The 20,051-nt window shown below is 44.0% G+C and carries 17 protein-coding genes; 3 read left to right on the top strand and 14 right to left on the bottom strand.

All coding sequences use genetic code 11. The features are described from left to right. Positions 1-92: 92 nt before the first annotated feature. The gene (locus H5647_RS14250) at positions 93-623 is read right to left on the bottom strand and encodes a copper uptake system-associated protein (RefSeq protein ID WP_052692086.1); all 531 of its coding nucleotides are present in this window, start codon (positions 621-623) and stop codon (positions 93-95) included. Between the two features lie 350 nt (positions 624-973). Between H5647_RS14250 and H5647_RS14245 the strand changes: the two genes are divergently transcribed. After that, complete coding sequence (locus H5647_RS14245; RefSeq protein WP_200911587.1) at positions 974-3,082, top strand: TonB-dependent receptor family protein; 2,109 nt, start codon at positions 974-976, stop codon at positions 3,080-3,082. Positions 3,083-3,224: 142 nt separating this feature from the next. On the opposite strand, the gene H5647_RS14240 is transcribed toward H5647_RS14245, so the two are convergent. Continuing rightward, positions 3,225-5,504 (bottom strand): nitric-oxide reductase large subunit, encoded by a 2,280-nt coding sequence (locus H5647_RS14240; protein ID WP_045859490.1) that lies wholly within the window; start codon positions 5,502-5,504, stop codon positions 3,225-3,227. Positions 5,505-5,988: 484 nt separating this feature from the next. On the opposite strand from H5647_RS14240, the gene H5647_RS14235 reads away from it, so the two are divergent. Beyond that, the gene (locus H5647_RS14235; protein ID WP_045859486.1) at positions 5,989-6,435 is read left to right on the top strand and encodes an RrF2 family transcriptional regulator; all 447 of its coding nucleotides are present in this window, start codon (positions 5,989-5,991) and stop codon (positions 6,433-6,435) included. Between the two features lie 104 nt (positions 6,436-6,539). Here the strand turns inward: H5647_RS14235 and H5647_RS14230 are convergent, their stop codons facing one another. The 11 genes from H5647_RS14230 to H5647_RS14185 all read right to left on the bottom strand — a co-directional run bounded on the left by H5647_RS14230 (position 6,540) and on the right by H5647_RS14185 (position 17,911). Then, a complete protein-coding gene (locus H5647_RS14230; RefSeq protein ID WP_045859485.1) occupies positions 6,540-6,926 on the bottom strand; it encodes a hypothetical protein in 387 nt (128 codons plus the stop codon). Between the two features lie 8 nt (positions 6,927-6,934). Next, a complete protein-coding gene (locus H5647_RS14225; RefSeq protein WP_045859483.1) occupies positions 6,935-7,123 on the bottom strand; it encodes a rubredoxin in 189 nt (62 codons plus the stop codon). After that, positions 7,117-8,130 carry a CapA family protein gene (locus tag H5647_RS14220; RefSeq protein WP_045859481.1) on the bottom strand — a complete coding sequence of 338 codons (1,014 nt, stop codon included), beginning with the start codon at positions 8,128-8,130 and terminating at the stop codon, positions 7,117-7,119. The genes H5647_RS14225 and H5647_RS14220 overlap by 7 nt, the downstream gene beginning before the upstream one ends. Before the next feature lie 140 nt (positions 8,131-8,270). Then, positions 8,271-9,035 (bottom strand): hypothetical protein, encoded by a 765-nt coding sequence (locus H5647_RS14215; RefSeq protein WP_162926399.1) that lies wholly within the window; start codon positions 9,033-9,035, stop codon positions 8,271-8,273. 63 nt (positions 9,036-9,098) lie between these two features. Then, the gene (locus H5647_RS14210) at positions 9,099-9,866 is read right to left on the bottom strand and encodes a hypothetical protein (protein WP_045859477.1); all 768 of its coding nucleotides are present in this window, start codon (positions 9,864-9,866) and stop codon (positions 9,099-9,101) included. Between the two features lie 614 nt (positions 9,867-10,480). Further along, on the bottom strand, positions 10,481-10,594 hold the full coding sequence (locus H5647_RS22370; protein ID WP_328286798.1) for a HupE/UreJ family protein: 114 nt from the start codon (positions 10,592-10,594) through the stop codon (positions 10,481-10,483). A gap of 177 nt (positions 10,595-10,771) precedes the next feature. Next, a complete protein-coding gene (locus tag H5647_RS14205; RefSeq protein ID WP_045859475.1) occupies positions 10,772-13,891 on the bottom strand; it encodes an efflux RND transporter permease subunit in 3,120 nt (1,039 codons plus the stop codon). Positions 13,892-13,915: 24 nt separating this feature from the next. Further along, entirely contained in the window at positions 13,916-15,166 is a 1,251-nt protein-coding gene (locus tag H5647_RS14200) for an efflux RND transporter periplasmic adaptor subunit (RefSeq protein ID WP_052692084.1), read from the bottom strand. Beyond that, the gene (locus H5647_RS14195; protein WP_052692083.1) at positions 15,163-16,518 is read right to left on the bottom strand and encodes a TolC family protein; all 1,356 of its coding nucleotides are present in this window, start codon (positions 16,516-16,518) and stop codon (positions 15,163-15,165) included. The genes H5647_RS14200 and H5647_RS14195 overlap by 4 nt, the downstream gene beginning before the upstream one ends. Before the next feature lie 38 nt (positions 16,519-16,556). Further along, entirely contained in the window at positions 16,557-17,327 is a 771-nt protein-coding gene (locus H5647_RS22195) for a M56 family metallopeptidase (RefSeq protein WP_268871377.1), read from the bottom strand. A gap of 194 nt (positions 17,328-17,521) precedes the next feature. Continuing rightward, positions 17,522-17,911, bottom strand: coding sequence for a BlaI/MecI/CopY family transcriptional regulator (locus H5647_RS14185; protein ID WP_045859472.1), 390 nt, complete (start codon positions 17,909-17,911; stop codon positions 17,522-17,524). 676 nt (positions 17,912-18,587) lie between these two features. Between H5647_RS14185 and H5647_RS14180 the strand changes: the two genes are divergently transcribed. Continuing rightward, the gene (locus H5647_RS14180) at positions 18,588-18,878 is read left to right on the top strand and encodes a winged helix-turn-helix domain-containing protein (protein ID WP_045859470.1); all 291 of its coding nucleotides are present in this window, start codon (positions 18,588-18,590) and stop codon (positions 18,876-18,878) included. Between the two features lie 304 nt (positions 18,879-19,182). Here the strand turns inward: H5647_RS14180 and H5647_RS14175 are convergent, their stop codons facing one another. Next, positions 19,183-19,998 (bottom strand): outer membrane lipoprotein-sorting protein, encoded by an 816-nt coding sequence (locus H5647_RS14175; RefSeq protein WP_045859468.1) that lies wholly within the window; start codon positions 19,996-19,998, stop codon positions 19,183-19,185. Positions 19,999-20,051: the final 53 nt, after the last annotated feature.

Here is a 20,051-nt window from a genome sequence, read left to right as displayed (position 1 = left end):
TGAAACACTAATTGGTTATTGGTTGCTAAATATCGTTCGAGCACAATTGCGTTTAACTAGTGACTTAATTCGTGAATATTATTGTTAGCTGTTTAGTCGTTGTGATTGCTCGGGTGTAAAGTATCGCTGTTTTTGAAGTGTTCACTTGCGTTAGAGTCGTTTCTACTGTGATGGGCGCCACGAACAATTGCGCTAAAACTATCGAAAAGTGCAATTGTGGCGGCCGGTAGTTTTGCTTCTTCTTTCGCGAGATTAATGGCAAGTTTTCTCGCGCTGATATCTGGTATTCCTGTTTCTTTCAAAAATTTCTCTTCTTTTACGACCTTCCCTGAACACAATACAATTTCCCACTTATTGTTAGGCGTTCGAAACATGACAACTCGACCACCTTTTTCAGCAACGATCCAGCTAGCGACTGCATGATCGCCTTCGACGACAACTGGATTGATTGTGACTTTATTCTCTGGAGTGTCGTATGTTGTATTAATAATGGCCCGTATTGCATGCGCATCATTATGGACAGTAGGAGAGGCGCTTCCACTGTTGTCAGAATGGCTATTGGCAGAAAAACATAGAACCGTTAAAGTGGCGAAAAAATATTGTGTGATAAACCTTATAGTCACGGCAAAACCTCTCTATTAATATTATTTAATGCTTGTGGTGATAATTATTTTTATAATGCGTTAGCAATATTCTTATTGACCTAAAAATGTAGCCAGAAGAATACCAGATTTTATTTTTCGGAAATGCGGCAAATTGTCGCACTGTATAAATCAATGGCGCGAAGAAAAACAACGATATAATAATGACACTTTATTTTAGAGTGCTTATATTTGTTGGCCGCATATACAATTTTTTTTGTGTCTGAAGATGGTAGGGCTGCGACAATTAGGCACATTATATTTTGTTAATTTGTGTAGTAATGTTCGCGCGCCAGAACGGCGCTTACCGAATTTTTACGAAGGATAATTTCATGCAGCTATATAAATACGTTAATATTCCGCTCTGCCTAGCATTCGGATTTTCACAAAGTGTTTTTTCGGAGACGCCAAATAATTCAGAAATACTTGAAACAGTGTTGGTAGTGGGACAAAAAAGTAAGGCTGAGATTGAGCAAGAAAAGGCTCTTACACCTGGCAGCATTACGCTTGTAGATGGCGAAGATTTGCGAGAGCGCAACGTCTCCAACCTAGAAGACATGCTGCGTTATGTTCCTGGCGTCTGGGCAGCGAGTGGTTCTACTGGCGACACTTCATTTTTCTCAAGCCGCGGCTCTAATCTCGATGCCACCCACTATGATGGAAATGGTGTAAAATTATTACAAGATGGATTGCCAGTAACGACGGCGGACGGCAATAATCATAATCGTATTATGGATCCATTAAGTGCACGCTACGCCATTGTGGCTCATGGGGCCAATGCACTTACCTACGGCGCAAGTACACTTGGTGGTGCCATTAATTTTATTACACCGACCGCCCGCGATAGCCCGCCAGAAATATTTTTTAATGGTGGCAGTCACGGCCAGGCTCAAGCAAGAATGACAGCGAGCATGGTGTCGGGCGATATCGACGGGCTCGTAACACTGGAAGCCAAACGTTGGGACGGTTACCGTGATCACCAAAAGCAAGAACGAGAAAGTATCTACGCCAACGCTGGATGGAAGCTGAGTGATACGGTGCACACGCGGTTATATCTTACGTATATCGACAATAATCAGCAGCTGCCGGGGTCATTGACTCGAGAGGAATTACACGAAAATCCAACGCAAGCACAAACACAGGCGCTGAATGGCAATTACCAATATAACGTTGAAACTTGGCGTGCAGCTAACAAGACTGTTTGGGATATCAATGAAAATAGTCATCTTTCTATAGGCGTCTCCTACGAATCGCAAATGCTTTATCATCCCATCGTGGATAAAATAATGGTGGATTTCGATGGTAACGGCCCTAATCCTCCTGTAGAAGTATTTAGCCTGCTGATTAATACTGAGCAGAATACAGCTGGAACCTCGTTGCGCTATAACCTTAACGCGGGCGAACACAATATTCTAGCGGGGCTTAACTATTCAAATACAATTGTTGAAGGTGGTAACTATCGCAACGGTCATGGTATTCGTAATGGTCTTACCACTCGTGTGGACAATACGGCTAGTAGTTTAGAGGTATTTCTGGTTGATCGTTGGCAGGTTGCTCCGAAATGGAATGTCGTGTACGGAGTGCAAGCTATTTCATCTGACCGTGATGTTAAGAATATTAATAATGAATACGGCAGCCTTTTCAACCCTAAGGCCGATTTTCAAAACCTGAACCCAAGAGTGGGTGTGCTTTATAAGCAGGCCAACGATGTTGAATTGTTTGCAAACCTCAGCCGCCTTTACGAAGCGCCCACAAATTTTGAATTGCAAGATGATGTTAGCCCGGACAATAAACCGCTAGACCCCATGCAGGGTACTGTAATCGAAGTGGGTACACGCGGCCAAAAAAATCTAACGGGAACAACAGATTATTGGCGATGGGATATTGCCGTCTATTATGGAGCGTTAACTGATGAAATTCTGTCAGTGGATGATCCTGATGCGCCGGGCACCAGCCTATCTGCTAACGTAGACGATACTGTTCATGCCGGTATTGAAGCTCTATTTGGTGCGAGCTTCGGTTTGGGGGACAACGATACAAGCCGTATAGAACCATTGCTAAGCGTTACCATGAATAACTTTAATTTCCATAACGATCCGGTTTATGGCAACAATCAGCTTCCGGCCGCGCCCGGTTATGCCGTGAAAGGCGAGATCATTTATCGCAATACAAGTGGCTTTTTTGCGGGCCCAACTTTCGATGTTATCGATAAGCGGTACGCAGATTTTAGTAATAACTACGTTGTTGATTCCTATGCGTTATTGGGTTTTCGTGCGGGTCTTGATCAGAACAATTGGGAGGTTTACGGTGAGCTTCGAAACCTTACTGACACCGATTATGTTGGGACGTTTACGGTTGTGGATATAGGTTCGCCAGATGCCTCCATCCTGAATCCCGGTGAGCCACGTTCTATCTACATCGGTTTGAAATTCCGATTTTGATTATATAAATATCAACAGCGTACAATAGACGCTGGGGCAGGGAGTTGCTGCAGTGTCTAATGGCTAAGAAAAAGGGAGCACTCGTTAAAGTGCTCCCTTCTACGCTATATCAATAGCGCCACTCTATTTAATACACGCAGACCTATTTGGCTTGGCCATTACGAGTAGGGATGTTTGAGCCAGAATTGGAGCCAATGTAGAAAACACCTTTTACAACCTGCCAGCTTACGGCTAAAGCACCTACAATAAATACGACATCCCCAAAAGTTCGTACCCATCTTAATGTGACAAGTACATCGCTTTGAAGCAAAGATTCGCTGCGCGCATACCAAAGACCTTCTGAAGCACTTGCCACAAATTGAATTATGCCAACAGGTAAAAGGCTCGTAAATAGCATTAATGCTAATCCACTATTTAGCCACCAAAAAGCGGTTTTCATTACCGTATCATCAAAGGTTAATTGAGGGCGTATATACCGAAGGATGAGCAACGTAAAACCTAGCGCCAAGAAACCGTACACACCGAATAAGGCCGCGTGAGCGTGCGTGGCTGTAGTGTTTAGGCCTTGAAGATAATAAAGGGCAAGAGGAGGGTTGATTGAAAACCCAAGTACGCCAGCGCCTAGCATATTCCAAAAAGCAACTGCGACAAAGAACATCAGAGGCCATTTGATATTACTCATCCATGGTGCTCTGGTTTTTAAGTTGTAGTGCTCCCAAGCCTCGTACCCGAGTACGATTAATGGCACAACTTCTAACGCACTAAATGTTGCACCAACGGCCATAACTGGGGTGGTAGTGCCTGCGAAATATAAATGATGGAATGTTCCCGGCACACCACCTAACAAAAAGAGCGACGCTGAAGCAAGTGAAGCGATTGTCGCCATGCGCTTAGTAACTAAACCCATATTGCAGAAAATAAAAGCAAGTGCAGTGGTTGCGAACACTTCAAAGAAACCTTCAACCCACAGGTGTACTATCCACCAACGCCAATATTCCATCACGGATATGTGAGTGCGTTCACCATAGAAAAATCCAGCGCCGTAGAAGAGCCCAATAGCGACAACTGACGCTGTGAATAAGGCCAATAAATTTTTGTCGCCCTTTTGCTGTAATACAGGAACGATACAGCGAAGCATCAAACCTAACCAAAGGACAATACCTACAAACTTACCGATCTGCCATACTCTACCAAGGTCGACATACTCATAACCTTGATGCCCCAACCAGAAGCTAAGTTCAGCCGGCATTATTTGTGCAATGGCCAAATAATTACCTGTAAACGAACCGATAACCACCGCAATCAGTGCCCAAAAAAGCACATCAACACCCAGTTTTTGGAATTTCGGGTCTTTTCCGCCATTGATAACGGGTGCTAAAAACAATCCCGCTGCAAGAAACCCTGTAGCAATCCAAAACATAGCCGCTTGAATATGCCACGTACGTACAAGACTATAAGGAAACCACTCCGATGTAGGGATACCGTAAAAACTTTGACCTTCTAAGGTGTAATGGGCGGTAAACCCACCCAGGAATACTTGGAAGGTAAATAGAGCCACAATCACAAACAGGTATTTACCAAGTGCGATTTGCGATGGGGTTAGATTAAATGAGGTGATTGGATCTTTTTGTGGCGCAATAGCGGGCTCTTCTTCCTTGCGTAAAAATGCCCAACCCCATACCAAGCCGCCAATACCGGCAATCAAGATCACTACGCTGACAATCGACCAAACAATATTTTCGACCGTTGGCTTGTTGTCAATTAACGGCTCGTGAGGCCAGTTATTGGTGTAAGTTGCTTCACCAGGGCTACGTTCCGTTGATGCGGCCCATGCTGTCCAGAAAAAGAATTCCGTTAGGCGGGCTCGTCTCTCGTCATTCGGTAAAGTGACTTCTTTCATCGCGTAATGCTCGCGAGTCTCTTTTAGCTCATCCGCACCACCAAAAAGCGCATTATAATATGCTGCGGTTAATGCAATGGCTTCAATCCTACGCTCTGACAACGTAACCGTCTTTGTTTCGGAATTATAACCGTTTGTGCGGTACTCCAGCTTGAGGTCGTAATGTAGAGAATGCTTTTCTTTGTCCGACAACATTTCATACGCTGTATTATGCTTAGCCTGAGACGTTAGCTCTAGCCAATGTAAAAGTTCGCGATGGAGCCAGTCGGCAGACCAGTCTGGAGCTTGATAAGCACCATGTCCCCATATGGAGCCAAGCTGCATACCTCCGATAGATTGCCAGGCCGTTTGGCCATCCAATATTTGTGTATGAGTGGTTACAATTTCGCCTTGGCTAGATTGAAATGCGTCTGGTATTGGTGGCGCAACGCGATAGATCTCAGTGCCGAAATAACCCAGTATTGAAAATGTAACGGCAAGCACACCAATAAGGGCCCACCATAATTTTTTATATTCTTTCATTGTTAGTCTCCATTCCTTGCGCGTGCAAAAAATACTGTTATCTAAAATAAAACTGCTTTGTGAGATTGCAGACCGCTATTCAGCACCAGTGCTAAACGTAAACATTAATAGTGCTCGGCCTCTGCTGAAAGCCGCTTAACTCGTTATATCTGTGCTGGTAGTTCTCCTTGTGTTTTGTGCCATAACCCTAATAGGCTCCCACGTAAGCATCACCTTGATTGCCTTGTTTCTTGTACAAACTCCGTGGTTTTTGTGCCCAATACCACGGCGCAAAATAGCGGAGACGAAATGGGTATTTCAGTGAAAAGTGTATGCCGCAGCCAACCTTGGGCGAGGGCATATCCACCACTGGAAGGCTAACATGTATTTTATATGTATCTTTGATGTCGATACTATACGGTTCCTATCAAAGGTGCAATTAATACGAACCTTTGGGTTAAAATGCTTTAAACTCGCAGCGTGACCAGCGAAGAGTTCAAGAATTATGAAGATTAAGCGTTTTACCGACTACTCACTACGCGTACTAATTTACCTAGCATTGAAAGAAGACGAGCTAGTTACGATCAGGGAGGTGGCTGAACGTTATCAAATTTCTAAAAATCATTTGATGAAAGTGGTGCAAGATCTAAACAGTAAAGGGTTTCTCATTGCCACTAGAGGGAATAGCGGGGGCATTCGATTAAGCCGTTCGCCAGAACAGATAAATGTTGGGCAGCTTATCCGAATGATAGAACAAGATTCAACGTTGGTTGAGTGCTTTGGTCAGGACAATCAGTGCGTAATAACGCCCGCGTGCCAATTAAAGCAAGTTTTTGCAGAAGCGATGGAGAGTTTTTTTATTTGTCTTGATCAGTATACGTTGGCCGATCTAGTGCTTAAAAAGCACCGCGCCTCCCTCCAGACACTTTTGACAATATCCGCTACCGAATAAAATATTTGTTGTGATTGAGCTTAGTATTGGTAGGTAAACCGTTTTCCGTAGCGCCTTCGATGAGAGTTAAACCTCACACATTAAATACCATAGTCTTGCAAGTATTAGCCGGGGCTTATTGATTTAGCCTGAATACTTAACCTCAAAGAATACACATAGAAATAAACTGTACCCAAAAGAGCGTTAGGAACTAGCAGTAAAAGAGGGTTTTCCGAGCCAACGGCTAAGTGGGCGAGTAAAAACAAGAAAAGCGCAAGTGAATAGGGCCCAAAAGCCGCCGCTGGCACTCGCCAAGGCGGTTCCAGCGCTTTAAATGTTTTCTCTACTAGCACGGCCACCAGTAGCCCACCAATAAAGCTACACGCCGCTTGTGTAATTACAGATTGCCACAACCGATCAGAATTATAGTTAATGTAGAGCGCCCAACTGCCATAGAACAGCGCAGAAATTATTGCTGTGGAAAAGGTTCGTCTTGTTGCTGGGTTTCCCATATGGAAGCTCAGCCTTTGTGAATTTCAAAATATTCTTGCCCTACTTGGCAATCAGGGCATACCCAGTTTTCTGGTAATTCCTCGAAAGGTGTTCCGGGCTTAATGCCATCCCGAGCGGAGCCTTTGCTTGGGTCATAAAGGTAGCCACATATCTCACATTCCCATATGTCATTGGTAATGTCGTTCTCTACTAGCATGCGCGTGTATCTCCAATTGATGTTTGATTGCGTTTCATTACTTTACTAATACGTGACTCAGCAAGTGACTTTACATCACAAGGTACTTCCTCAAGCGGCACTATAGAAATACTGTCTCCTTGGTGAAGCTGATAAAAGTAATGAATACTAAAGTTTTTAACTGACGCTTCTTCATTTTCTGATTTAACTAGGTTTAGTTCAAGTATTGGGATTATCTTAACGGGCTTAGCCACACCCAGCCCACAAAAATTTCCTAGCGAATAGAAGCAGAACGTATCACTAAATCTTTCGTAGGGTTGAAGTACATGAGGGTGTGACCCGACTAACAAGTCAAACCCAATCTCTGAGAAATTTTTACCTAATGTACGAGTACCTTTACGGGGGAAATGTTGAAATTCAAATTCCCAGTGCGGCAAACCAATGACGAAATCTAGATTGTTTTGTTGTTTAAAATGATTAACGTCTACGTTATGAATGTCTGAGGGAGTAATAACGGGCTGTATGCCTGTATTCAAATCACGATTTAACCAGTGCGTCCACCCGGCGACGGAAATTCTAAATCCATTGTTTTCTATAATTCTAAATGGCGATGTAAAATCTCGATGACCAACATGGTTTACGCCAAGTGATTCAAGAAGGTTTATAGAGGTATTGAAACCGTCTATGCCCATATCACCCGAATGATTATTTGCATTGGTTAATACCCATTGCTCGAAGGGTAGGCCTATCTGCTGCTGAATATCCAGGAGAAATTCGCGAGGCATATGAAAACGAAATGCGTACTTTTTATCGAGTACCGGTTTATGGTCGCCAAGAGGTGCCTCTAGGTTTGCTATAAAAAGATTGCTGCTTGAAATTAGATCACACAGCTCTGTGCATAATACCGGTGCTTTATCTCCGTTAAGTACCATGATGTCGCCGGCAAACAGCAGCTTAAGGCTATTTTCATGGCCTTTATCTGTGCAGTCACTTATTGAAATATTGTATTTATCATTGTTAGGTTGCATTCCCGAGTGATTTCGAACGGACGGATTTTTAAAATACCATGGCCAGCGTAGCGTGTAGTGTAAAGGGTAGGGCGAATTCTTAATTGAATCCCACAACCCTTTAAACTTTCCGTCAAAAAAAAGGGCGGTGTGTAGTGTTTTTAGTGTTCATTGTCCGCTTCTGCTAACCTTTTGGGGGAGAAAAATGGGAAAGGGTTAGGCATTATTTTTTTAACGAGTAGTGCCACGTCATTCCTAAAATTACCGCATAACATGCAGTAGCTGTGTTCGCCACGGCTAGGAATTGAAAAGCGTATATCCAGATCAGTTATCGCGAATTTCTTCAATTTTTTGAATACGCCTAGCTTGGTATACCCGATATAGTGCCTGTAATCGGTAAAGCACAAAATATTGAGCCCGGCGAATATTATTAGAGCTTGCAGTACACCTTTGTAGGGTGTTTTTCGAGCGACTATTAATCGTGAGAACTCAACTGTGGTACTAGTGTATAGACTTTCTAGCGACTTTTTGTTCTCTTCCGGGCTAAGAAAACAAGAGAATTCATAGGGTGCGGCCGTAAAACGTATAGTCGCAATGGCTTTCTCCGCATCCCATAAGCCAAACACCACCGATCTAGAATCGTACAGATCGGTTCCATCCTCGTTTAAGACGTCCGTCATATACGGTAGTATTTCGTTATACTCAGATAATCGTAGCGAACGAATTTTTTCCCATTTCTGAAGGTTATCTACTACACCAAAAGTCAGGTTATTTTTTGCAGAACCTTTTACATAACGCTTGGCTATTGAGTGTAAAAGCGGCGATAGAATTGCTTTTAGTAAGGGGTTATCCATACGCCGCTTTGTGCTGCACATCATATTTAAGCCTGTCGGTAAAATCGAGGCGTGGTTGGATATAGTCGTCATGACGAACTCGTTAGATGTAGACGAAGGGAAACCATACTGGCAGTTAACCAGTATGGGATTTTTTTATGCGCTTACGGCTTCAGAGAAATTAACTGCAGCAATAGGGGCTTGCATGAGGGGATTATCCTCATTTTTTCCCGCCGTAGACTGATAAACCTCTACCAAGTACGCGCAGAATAAACCAAAAATACGGTCAAAATGTTTGTTAAGTTTTACGATATCGTCTTCGGATTTAACCGTAGCCATTAATGTCTCCCAAACAAATCCTGAGTGATCTTCTTCTAAGTCCAGATTTACATGGGCGCGTGCACCGGCTACTGATTTATCACCAAGCTTACTTTGTAGGTTGTCTAGCCACTCCGGTTGAGTTCTCGCCGTTACATATTCAAGGAAGTATGCCGATGCTATCGCGGCCATTGGGCCTTCATACTCTAAGTGAAAGTAAAAATAACCATTAAGTAACTGAGTCGCAAATAGTGGTTCGTGAGCCATTACCTCTTCAAAGCTTAATCCCCATAGGCGTTCTATATCCTTAGCGAACATGTGGCCATGGAGCATTTCATCATCGGTATAATTTGCCCAGTCTTTTGCAGCTTTCGGGTTATGCTTGGTGAAATAATGAATAACCAAAGCATCGATAGTGCGCTTTAATTTAATTCGTATAGGCGTTTCGATGCTGTGACGCTTGTAGTATTCCATATCTATTTTGTCAGCGTCTTTTTGGTGGCTGGCATAAGGAATGTCACGGTATATTCGCTCGATATAACCATCCAGCTTAGCGTCAGTTGTAACCCGTAAACTATCGAACTTTAATTTAATGTCTTCATTCATTTATTTTCTCGCCGTTTTTAAAAGTGGATATGAAACGTACGATCGATAATATATGGAATAAAGGCATGCCAATATGATTGGAGGAGTAGCACGTCACTACTTTGTGACGTGGACGATATTTTGCGGCAGATAAATATTTAAACGAAAAATATGACAAGCGCGTATAGCGCCAACTAATAAATAATTGCGTCCTACCGTATTTATACTTGCATGCGTTTGGTTATTTATAGAGGATTTTCTTTGGATATGTTTATAAAAAATAGTAATTATGTAAAACATTAGTCGGGCTTACCGTTACAACACCGAATTTATACTTGCATGCACACTAAGGGCCGTTAGGTATGCTTTATTGTTAACACCTTTTAAAGGTTGTTTAGCGTATGACAATATTGGCTAGCAATAGATATTCAATAATTAATCGTTACTAATGCCTTACCAAGAAACAGCGCCGCGGCAAAACGGGCACCTCTTCTTGACGTACCGAGATGTGGCAACGAAGGGACGAGACTAGTGAACAAAGCCCCATAAAAAGGATGTTAATCACGGTGTTTTAATACCCAGTAACAACGCGATCCAGCGGGGAATTCTTTACTGCTCGCGATAAAAATTGAATCTTATGCCGAAACTTTACACATAATATCGCGACAGCGGGTTAAGAAAAAGATCACGCAAAACAGGAGTAGCAAGTGGGCGTAGCCAGATAACATATGCGTCGCGCCAAGATGCATATGTTCCATATAACTCGCATTCAATATACTGGCTTGATCTTCCTCTGACATGCCGTGCGATATAGCATTGATGCTGATGAGGCACAGCAAACCCATCGTTAATAGTTTTACATAATGTTCCCATCAAACGTTGTTATTTGGACGTTGCTGTTACTTTAAGGCGTTTTACCCTTCTAGCTAGCCGTAATTGAGTTGTTGTTTGTCTCGATATACCAAGTGATAAAGCACCGGTAATACAAACAGTGTTAATAATGTTGATGAAATAATCCCACCAATAACCACCGTGGCAAGTGGACGCTGCACTTCTGAGCCTATGCCAGTATTTAAGGCCATCGGCACAAAACCTAAGGACGCAACCAGTGCTGTGGTTAATACTGGTCGTAACCGTGTCAACGCGCCTTCAATAATGGCCTTTTCAACACTCAAACCGTCGTGGATTAGTTCACGAATGAACGACACCATGACCAAGCCATTTAAAATAGCGATGCCCGACAAGGCAATAAAGCCAACTGCTGCGGAAATGGAAAACGGGATATCACGCATCACCAAAAACAGAACGCCACCGGTGAGGGCGAGAGGCACGCCTGTGAAAATAATGAGAGCATCTTTGAAGGAACCCAGTGCGAGAAACAGCAAGCCCACAATCATGATTAGTGTGATCGGAACCACTAACATTAAACGTTTTGAAGCCGATTGAAGTTTTTGGTAGGTACCACCGTATTCCACCCAATAGCCCGCTGGAATATCTACAGACTCCTTGATTTGAGTTTGAATATCGGCTACAAAAGAGCCCAAATCACGCCCGCGCACATTGGCGGTAACAAAGACACGACGCTTGCCATTTTCGCGGTTGATTTGGTTAAAGCCTTCAACCAGTTCCATTGTTGCGAGTTCCTGTAAGGGAACAGCGTTGTCGTTAGCTAGCTGAATGGGCAGGTACTTTAAGCGATCCATATCCGTTCGACGCGCTTCAGGCAAACGTACCACAATATCGGTGCGGCGGTCGCCCTGATAAAATTGACCAGCGACTTCACCACTCAATGCAATGGCCAGCTGGTCCTGCAATTCACTCACGGCTAAGCCGTACCGCGCCAGCACATCGATTTTGGGCTGCAAGGTCATAATCGGTAAGCCGGTAGTTTTCTCCATTTGCACATCGGCAATACCTTCCACACTGGAAATGGCTCGCTGAATATCGTTGCCCAGTTTGTCTAATTGCTCAAAATCATCTCCAAATATTTTGATGGCTAATTCTGCACGAATGCCCGATAGCAACTCATTAAAGCGCATCTGAATCGGTTGTAAAAATTCGTAGCGGTTACCGGGAATCGGTTCAACCAATTCGGCCAAATCATCGACAACTTGAGTTTTGGTTTTATTCGGATCTGGCCATTCGCTACGGGGTTTTAAGATGACAAAGGTATCAGCGACACTGGGCGGCATCGGATCAGTAGCGACATCGGGAGTACCAATTTTAGAAAAAATGTGGAGCACCTCAGGAAGTTCTGTAATTTCAGACTCCAGCGTTTTTTGAAGCTCAATCGACTGTGTCAACGAAGTTCCAGGAATGCGCAGCGCGTGCATCGCAATATCGCCTTCATCCAAGTTGGGCACAAACTCACTACCCAAGCGCGTAGCCAGCCAAGTGGAACCAACAACTAATACAAGTGCAATCGCCACGACTGCCCAGCGTGCTTTTAACGCAATGGCCAACAACGGTTTATAAGTAGAGCGCGATACTTTAATAATGGCGCTGTCTTTTTCTGTGACAGGTTTTTTGAACAATAAAGCGATGCAGGCGGGAACGAAGGTAATCGACAGTACAATCGAACAGGCTAAAGCGATTACGACGGTCAAGGCCATGGGGTGGAACATTTTGCCCTCCACACCTGTCAATGCAAAGATGGGTAGGTAAACGGCCGTAATAATAAATACCCCGAACAAGGCAGGGCGAATCACTTCACGTGTTGCGTGAAAAACAATGTCAAAGCGTTCTTTTGTGTCCAAAGTTTTGCCAGGAGAAGAGGCATGGTTGAGGCGTCTCAAACAATTTTCGACAATGATAATGGCCCCATCTACGAGCAAACCAAAATCCAGAGCGCCCAGACTCATTAAATTGGCACTGACACCGGCATGCACCATACCGGTCACCGTCATTAACATGGCGATCGGAATAACTGCTGCAGTCAATAAGGCAGCGCGTACATTGCCCAGCAAAAAGAATAATATGACGATGACGAATAATGCGCCTTCAAATAAATTGGTTTGAACTGTTTTTAAGGTTTTATCGACCAGAGTGGTTCGGTCGTAGACGGCCGTTGCTGTAACACCTTGTGGCAGCCCTTGCTTTATTTCGCCCAATTTTTCTGCCACGGCTTTGGCCACGGTGCGACTATTCTCACCGACCAACATAAATACCGTACTCATCACCACTTCTCGACCGTTTTGGGTGGCCGCGCCGCTGCGTAATTCTTTACCCTCTTCAATATTGGCAATGTCTTTAATGCGCAGCGGTACACCTTGATCGCTGCGAATCACAATATTTCCGATGTCGTTGAGCGTTTCTTTTTGCCCAGGGACACGTAACAACCATTGCGCGCCGTTGTGTTCAACAAAGCCAACACCACGATTTTGATTGTTATTCTGAATCGCCTGAATAACATCCTGTTGGGTCAACTTGAACGCCAGTAGCTTTTCGGGTTCAAACGCCACCAAGATTTCACGTTTATAACCACCGATGGGATTCACTTCCACCACACCCGGTACCCGAAGCAGTTGCGGTCTAATAATCCAATCGTGCACTGAACGCAAATCCGTGGGCGTTACCAGTGAACCGTCTTTATTAACTGCGCCGGGCTCAGCGTCCACCGTAAACATAAAGATTTCACCCAAGCCTGTGGCTATAGGGCCTAATTCTGGTTCGAGTAAGCGAGGGAGATTGGATCGTGCGCTAGATAGGCGCTCATTGACCAACTGCCGGGCAAAGTAAATGTCGGTGTCATCACTAAAAATAATCGTGACTTGTGAAAGCCCGTATCGGGAAACCGAGCGTGTGTATTGTAGATTGGGTAGGCCCGCCATTGCGGTTTCGATGGGAAATGTCACCCGTTGTTCAATCTCTTGCGGCGTATAGCCGGGAGCTTCAGTGTTGATCATCACTTGGACGTTGGTGATATCGGGAACAGCATCAATGGGTAGTTTGGTGAAATTCCAAATACCCAAACCACTGATGGCCAGCACCGCTATCATAATTAAGGCCCGACGCTGGATAGCAAATTGAATCAGATATTCAAGCATAATATTTCCTTAAGCGGGTAAGCCTTAGTGATCGTGAGAAGCGCCGGACTTTTCAATATCGGCTTTGATAATAAAACTGTTTTCAGTCACGTATTCGGTACCGGGGTTTAATCCCCCCAATACCGCCACCCATTCTCCGGCTTCACGCCCAAGCTCCAACATCCGCACCTCATATTCGTCCCCCACTTTTGCATACACCACGGTAAAGTCTCGGAAGGCCTGTAAACCAATCCGTTTAACTGCCAGAGGAACGGTATAGCGCGCGACGTCGATATCACCGGTAATAAATTGACCTGCGGACAGCGCATTCACTGGGTTGTCTATTTCTACGCGCACAGTACTAGCTTGATTTGCTTTGAGCTGTGTATCAATCGCGTTAACACGTCCGGTCAATACCGCTTCGTAGCCATTAACATGTAGGGTGGTTTCTGCGCCTATAGCAACACGTTGACGATCAGCAGGGAATACTGATAGCTCTGCTGTGAGCTTTGACGTATCAACAATCGAGATTAAGGTTCGTCCACCACTTTGTTCACCAGGATTGGCTGCTTTGCTGGTGACAACACCATTAATCGGCGAATTAATGGTGAAACTTTTTAGGCTCTCATTGCTGTTGAGGGTAATGAGTTTATCGCCAGCCTTTACCGCTTGCCCTAAGCGCACATGTACTGTCGTAATTTCACCCTCAAAGCGCGCACTAATGTTGCGCTCGGCATCGGCTTGCGGGACTAACTTGCCGAATGCTTCGATGGTTTCAACCAGCGTGGCTTCACCGGCTATTTCGGTTTGTATCTTCATCGCCTCGGCCACCGCGGGCTCTATACGTGTTCGACCTTCAAAATTATCGTATTGCCATTGATGTTTCTTGCCTTGGTAGTCCGCTTTAATTGTCACCACAAACGAGTGTGGTTCATAAATGTCCATATCGCCTCGTAAAAAATCGGCTTGTGGTTTGAAGTTGATCGTGTCAACCACATTGCCTAAGCGGGTGAGCGTTACCACCAGCGAAACGTCTTCCGGCTTTACGGGCTGCCCATCTTTCATAATCCACACACGAAATTCCGGCGGCACACCCGTTTCAAAAATGGCGAGCTCCAGTACAAAACCTCCATCTTTTAACAGCCGCCCGCGATGCTCTCCTTTCTCAGGTTCCGCTACGTTAACTTCTGTTTCAACGGCCAAGCTGAAAGAGATATAGCCAAAAAAAGCTAAAGCAATAAGCGCAATAATAAAGGAGCGCAGCGGTATAAAAGGGCGTAGAAGAGAGTTAATCATTGGTTATCCCCGTTGTTTTCAAATTCTTTTACAGATGACGTTCCCATTAAGTTCAGCCCCGTTAAACGCTCAATTTCCGTTAAATTGTTGTGCGCTTTTAAGCGTACATCGATCAATTCCATTCTCGTATCCAAGACTTCGTTTTGTAGGGCATACCACTCTCTGTAGCTATATTTTCCCAGTGAGTAAGCTTTTTGTGTTTCGACAAGCGCTCTCTCTAGGCGTGGCAATATTTTGTGTGTGAGTGCGTTGTTAAGGTGATAGCTGTGTTGAAGCTCTTCGTACAACACATAAAGCTGGGTAGACAATTGAATTTCTTTAGCACGAGCATCAGCGGCGTAACGAGCTTGCTCAGCACTAAGTGCCGAAATGTGATGCCGATTGCGCGTGGATTTACCCAGCGGCAGGGATACGCCAAAGGTTAAACCATAATCTTCCGTCGCTTCGTAGCGTCGGACCCCGGTATTAAATCGCCAGCGATTTTTTACCTCTTCACGCGCTAAGGTGATTTCAGAGTCGATAACCCGTTGTTGTGTTAAAAAATATCGTACTTGAGGATTGTTGTTTATCCCATTTTCCAAGGTGTCGTAATGGATGACTTGTTCGTTTAGCGTTAGCGCTCCATTAACCCAAAGAAAATCGACACTAGTGCTTCCCCATTGCGATACCAGAACCTTTTTAGCTGACTTTAATTCATGCTGAATATCTTCTACCTCAAGTTCGCGTCGCTCCAAATTAACCTCAGCCTGTAACTTATCAGTAGACGGAGAGCGGCCGGCATCCACCCGTTTTTGTATTTCTCTGAGTATTTGAATGGCGTGTTGCCGTGCATTTTTAGCCACAACTAACCTTTCCTGATAAGCCAGCACCGTTAAAAACGCATGTGCCGTTTGCGCTGCAACATCGTAACGTTGAATGTCACGTTCAACCTCCATTACGTTAGCTTTGGACCGTGCAGACTTGACACGTTGATCAAGCAGACCACCCTGCAAAATCCAGCTGATACTGAGCATTGATTGCGCATTACCGAGACCCGTGTGTTCGCCGGTACCGAGCGCATCTTCAAGCGTCAGATTGATTTCCGGCTTTTCACCAATAGCGGCTTGCTGGGTTTGCGCATTGGCACTTTTTACGCGGTATTGATAAGACGCAAGTGTTGGGTGGCTTAGCAAACTAAGCTCTACCGTTTGCCTGAGCGTCAATGCCTCATGAGGCGTTTCAGTTGCCATAAGGGGGGCCGACAGCCCGAAATAAATTGCTGTTCCGGAGAAGCCTACAAGCTTAAGTAAACAACCCAAAAACCGATTTATAGTCGGTTTTTGGGTTGTGCTAAAGGGTATAAACAATAGCATTAGCGCTCCTTTAAAAGCGTAAAGTTAAAATAGGTGATTTAGTGGCTAAATAGCCGTTCAAGCCCGTGATGAAATAGATCAACAGACAAGATGCTAAGCAGGGCTACCGATATGGAAAACGAAAATAATAATAAGATCGGAAATGACTGACCTTTGTTATCGCTGAGGAGATACTCAATGCGTAAAGTCAACGGATGGGTAGAAAAATGACAATTCGAGGCTGCCATTTTTTTGCCGAAGGAGCGATGACTTAACTTGGACACTTTGAGAAGGGTTTTTGCGATCACGGTCACATCGTTTACAGTCGGTAATACATCCTGATCCGCGACCTGCTCTAAAGCCAGCGAAAATTCACGATTCAGTTGTCGTGCAATAATCGTAGGGAAAAAAGCTGCGAATAGTGAAAAGATGTATTTTCTCAATGGGTCATGTCTCCTTGCGTGCGCTAACTCATGCTCGGTTACCACGGTTACTTCCTGTGAAGTTAATTGATTGCTGAGACCACTTGTAATGTACGACCTGGGACTAAAAAATCCCGAAGTGAACGCCCGTGACTCTTCCGATTCGATCACCCTCAGGGCTTGCTTAGAATTAGCGTTCTGTATAAAGAACTCGAGCTGATTAAGTTTTTTATTAGTATAAATAGCCTTGGTCATTTTTGTTGAACACACACTAAAAAAAATAATACAAAACAAAAATAACGAAGCTCCATGCCAGCTAATAATTTTAAATTGGTAAATGTGATGCCAGTGTAGAAAGATGGATAACCATGTATCGCTATTTGACGTAAATTCGGGGAGCACGAGCATAACAATGCTGAATAAACTGATAAACCAAGGAAGAATAGCGATGCACCACAAAATACTGATTTTGGCATTAGCCTGAAAGCGGTTTAGCGAGTTAGAGATGAAGTAAATGATTACGCTGATAAAGATAAGCGACGCGCAGAGGCTTATAAAAATAATTGACAGTATGTTCAGGCTCAGCCCCCAGTAGCCCAAAATCATTTGGCGCCACCAGCTCGATAAGCCGCGCGCTTTTCCTCTATCAGTCGTTCGAGTTCATCCAGTTGTTCACTATCAAGATCTGAAGATAGAGAGGAGAAAGCAGCGAGTAGGGGACTGTCATTTGTTGAGCCAAAATCACTGGCGATATCATTAATTAATTGCCCTATAAAAGCATTTCGATTTATTGCTGCTTTATATAGGTAAGCGTGTCCTTGTTTTTCTCGACTTAACAATTTTTTTTTGAATAGGCGATCTAGGGTACTTTGGATGGTATTTAACGTACCACCGCGAGTTTTCTTGAAATGTGCGAATACTTGTTTGGCATCCACTTCGCCAGTATTCCAGATGTGCTGAAGCACTAATTTTTCGAGTTCGCCAAGGTTCATAGAATGAATCACGCAGTATTTATACGGGAAGCAAAAGTAACACGATAAAAACCGATGGGCAATCGGTTTTTATCGTGTTACTTTTGAATCGAAGAGGGTGAGGAGGGCTTAATTAAGCGCCAGTTGGGCAAACCTGAAGGTGTATTCGTTAAGCAAGCCATAAGCTCGCGTGTCGTGCTGATTGTTGGATAACAATACCAGTTTTTAGGGGTAGGTATAAATAATCCTTGCAATCTTGTTTCATGGGGTCGTTTCACGTTTCCCTGCGTCGCAACTAAAGTAATAGGTATATACATGATTTTTAATGCAGCACGAAATAACAGTTAGAGGTCGTTATGGTAAGAGACGATTTCAACTAAGTACTAATAGAGCAGGCGAGCTAAGCGCCATTAAATAAAGGCCAGAATCCTTCAATGTTACTGCCGGCAAGTTAAAGAGGAAAGTTCAGCCAGACTGGACGATGAAGCACCTTAACTCAGCCCATTAAGGAATGGCTGGCCTCCCGATTAACATAGGAAGTGCAGGCTACAATGACGGCGAGCCGCAATAGTTACAATCAAGAGGAGAAAGCCTTTAGTTACAGGTGTAAGTGATCGCGAGTAGGTATAGCGTTGCCCCGAAATTTTGGCGACAATGACCATTTACACCTTTCAATCGTTATTGGTATTAAGCACGTATGCAGACAAATAAACCCAGTAAGACCAAAACAAGCTTTTATCGTCGGATCTATTTGGCCTATTTGATCGATAGCGGCATCAATACAGTTCCAGCTATTATAGACATGACCGGCATGCCCAAGCGCACGGCCCAGGATACTTTAGCGGCTCTTAAGGAGCTGGGCATTAACGTCGAATTTATAGGTGGCACAAAAAACGGGCATTACCAAATTAATGACTGGGGAGCCGTGTCAAAAACATGGGTAACGAACAATTTGAAGCATGTTAAAGATGTTTTGATGTACCCCTAATAATACGTGATGAGTACAGCGCAAAAAGCCTGTATTTATATTCCCAGCTAAACGTTCCCGTATCAGCTTGGCGTTATTCACAAAAGAACGATTTAAGGGGGGAAGCGGAGCGGGGCTTATTGGTAAAATAAGGCGATAGACGCGGCGGGTAAGCACGCTCTACTTCCGATAATTGTTATTATCGGAAGTAGAGCGCACGACCTTAAAAGGGGCGAAAACACCCTAATAAAGCCTTTCTCTGCACGTTTTAGCCCCTTTAAGGCCGTGCGCGCGTATACAGCACACCAATACTTGCTTGGTTACGCTACTTGATTCGTTTAAGTTGATTCGACATAAAGTCTGCTTCGTTAAGCCCTTGCCCAAAAACCCGCTTATAAAAATCTAACCGAGTGCTGGCGCCAGTTTGATGATTGTGCATTTCTATAAAATCGGGTCGCCATAGCTTATTAATGTAACGTTTGTAATCATGAAATTTAAGCGTTTTTAGAAGGCTCTTTTTACGGTCATAGTAATCAATTTGTGCATAGCGCATTTCGTCTTTGTGCACCCAGATAACATTCTTCGTGTACCCCGAGAAACGGTCTATGGGATAACGCTCATATTTTATGCACGTAACCTCACCACACATTTCTTCGCCTATATACAGGTAGGTAAAACGTTCAATTTGTGGGGTGTTTATATCTTCGTAGGCAAATTCACTGCCCACAAATGGGCCAGAGCGATTTTGCGCTACGATACGTTTAACGCGTCGAATTACGGGTAGATACAACCATTGGTCGTCATCTTTGTCTTTGTAGCTGTGAGTTAACAGAGCAACACCCTTTTGATCCTTTGGTGTATCAAATACCGTAATGGTTTTATCACCAGCCTCTAGTTCAATCGTTTTAATACGTAAATCTCGTGCGCTTTCGCGCCCCCCTTTATCTTTTAAGGTCATTGTCATTTCAGTTACCAGATCGACAAAGCCTGAATCTCGTCTGTCGACCTCGGCTGCCACCTCTTTTCCTTTTTCCTCGGGGCTTTGAGCAAAACTGGCGCTTACGCCAAATAACAATACACAGCATAGGTGAACTATCAAAAGTGATAGCTTTTTAGACTTGTTTTTATTCAATATTTTCATAGGTTACAACCTTCCATCTTATTATTCGTTGACCACTCTATACAGGGCCGTTG

The organism is Teredinibacter purpureus, assembly GCF_014217335.1.
Lineage (GTDB): Bacteria > Pseudomonadota > Gammaproteobacteria > Pseudomonadales > Cellvibrionaceae > Teredinibacter > Teredinibacter purpureus.
Note: the sequence above shows the minus strand (reverse complement) of the source record. Positions and strands in the feature narration are given on the sequence as shown.

Coding starts and splice junctions, on each gene's coding strand:
- H5647_RS14245 (WP_200911587.1), top strand. CDS start 974: ATGCAGCTATATAAATACGTTAATATTCCGCTCTGCCTAGCATTCGGA.
- H5647_RS14240 (WP_045859490.1), bottom strand. CDS start 5,504: ATGAAAGAATATAAAAAATTATGGTGGGCCCTTATTGGTGTGCTTGCC.
- H5647_RS14235 (WP_045859486.1), top strand. CDS start 5,989: ATGAAGATTAAGCGTTTTACCGACTACTCACTACGCGTACTAATTTAC.
- H5647_RS14230 (WP_045859485.1), bottom strand. CDS start 6,926: ATGGGAAACCCAGCAACAAGACGAACCTTTTCCACAGCAATAATTTCT.
- H5647_RS14225 (WP_045859483.1), bottom strand. CDS start 7,123: ATGCTAGTAGAGAACGACATTACCAATGACATATGGGAATGTGAGATA.
- H5647_RS14220 (WP_045859481.1), bottom strand. CDS start 8,130: ATGCAACCTAACAATGATAAATACAATATTTCAATAAGTGACTGCACA.
- H5647_RS14215 (WP_162926399.1), bottom strand. CDS start 9,035: ATGACGACTATATCCAACCACGCCTCGATTTTACCGACAGGCTTAAAT.
- H5647_RS14210 (WP_045859477.1), bottom strand. CDS start 9,866: ATGAATGAAGACATTAAATTAAAGTTCGATAGTTTACGGGTTACAACT.
- H5647_RS22370 (WP_328286798.1), bottom strand. CDS start 10,594: ATGCATCTTGGCGCGACGCATATGTTATCTGGCTACGCCCACTTGCTA.
- H5647_RS14205 (WP_045859475.1), bottom strand. CDS start 13,891: ATGCTTGAATATCTGATTCAATTTGCTATCCAGCGTCGGGCCTTAATT.
- H5647_RS14200 (WP_052692084.1), bottom strand. CDS start 15,166: ATGATTAACTCTCTTCTACGCCCTTTTATACCGCTGCGCTCCTTTATT.
- H5647_RS14195 (WP_052692083.1), bottom strand. CDS start 16,518: ATGCTATTGTTTATACCCTTTAGCACAACCCAAAAACCGACTATAAAT.
- H5647_RS22195 (WP_268871377.1), bottom strand. CDS start 17,327: ATGCTCGTGCTCCCCGAATTTACGTCAAATAGCGATACATGGTTATCC.
- H5647_RS14185 (WP_045859472.1), bottom strand. CDS start 17,911: ATGAACCTTGGCGAACTCGAAAAATTAGTGCTTCAGCACATCTGGAAT.
- H5647_RS14180 (WP_045859470.1), top strand. CDS start 18,588: ATGCAGACAAATAAACCCAGTAAGACCAAAACAAGCTTTTATCGTCGG.
- H5647_RS14175 (WP_045859468.1), bottom strand. CDS start 19,998: ATGAAAATATTGAATAAAAACAAGTCTAAAAAGCTATCACTTTTGATA.